This is a genomic window from Pseudomonas donghuensis (assembly GCF_000259195.1).
Lineage (GTDB): Bacteria > Pseudomonadota > Gammaproteobacteria > Pseudomonadales > Pseudomonadaceae > Aquipseudomonas > Aquipseudomonas donghuensis.
Window position 1 is genome coordinate 102,041 of the sequence record NZ_JH650776.1, and the last position, 863, is coordinate 102,903.

Genomic DNA, 863 nt, shown 5'->3' on the forward strand with positions numbered 1-863 from the left:
GGCCTCATCGATCACAATGCGCGGCCACGAGATCATGCGCCGTACCCGCGAACTGATAGAGGCCCGGGGTTACGCTGTGATCTATGGCGACACCGACTCCACGTTCGTCTGGCTCAAGGGTGCCCATGACGAGGCGGACGCGGCGCGTATCGGCCGCGAGCTGGTGCAGCAGGTCAACCAGTGGTGGCGCGAGCACCTGCGCGACAGTTATGGCCTGGACAGCGCCCTGGAGCTGCAGTACGAGACCCACTACAAGCGCTTTCTGATGCCGACCATTCGCGGCGCCGAGGAGGGCAGCAAGAAGCGTTATGCCGGCCTGGTGCAACGTGGCGAGGGCGCTGAGGAGATGATCTTCAAGGGCCTGGAAAGCGTGCGCACCGACTGGTCGCCGCTGGCCCGGCAGTTTCAGCAGGAACTGTACGAGCGGATCTTCAAGCGTCAGCCGTATCAACAGTATTTGCGTGAATACGTGCGCAAGACCTTGGCGGGTGAGCAGGATGAGCTGTTGATCTACCGCAAGCGCCTGCGCCGGCCGCTGGCCGACTACCAGCGCAATGTGCCGCCGCATGTGCGCGCAGCGCGCATGGCCGATGACTTCAATGACCGTCAGGGCAGGCCGCGGCAGTATCAGAATGGCGGCTGGATCAGCTACGTGATTACCGTGGCGGGGCCGGAACCGTTGGAGACGCGGCATTCGGCGATCGATTACGACCACTACCTGACCCGGCAGTTGCAGCCGGTGGCGGATGCGATCCTGCCGTTCGTGGAGGACGATTTCACGGCGTTGATCGATCGGCAGATGGGCTTGTTCTAGCCGGACCTGCATGCACTGACCCTGTGTGGCTTGCCGGCGATGAGGCCGG

The 863-nt window shown here is 63.5% G+C and carries 1 protein-coding gene; it reads left to right on the forward strand.

What is annotated here, in order from left to right; all coding sequences use genetic code 11:
• The coding region (locus UW3_RS29865) for a DNA polymerase domain-containing protein (RefSeq protein ID WP_010225685.1) at positions 1–814 on the forward strand (814 nt) is incomplete at its 5' end.
• Positions 815–863: the final 49 nt, after the last annotated feature.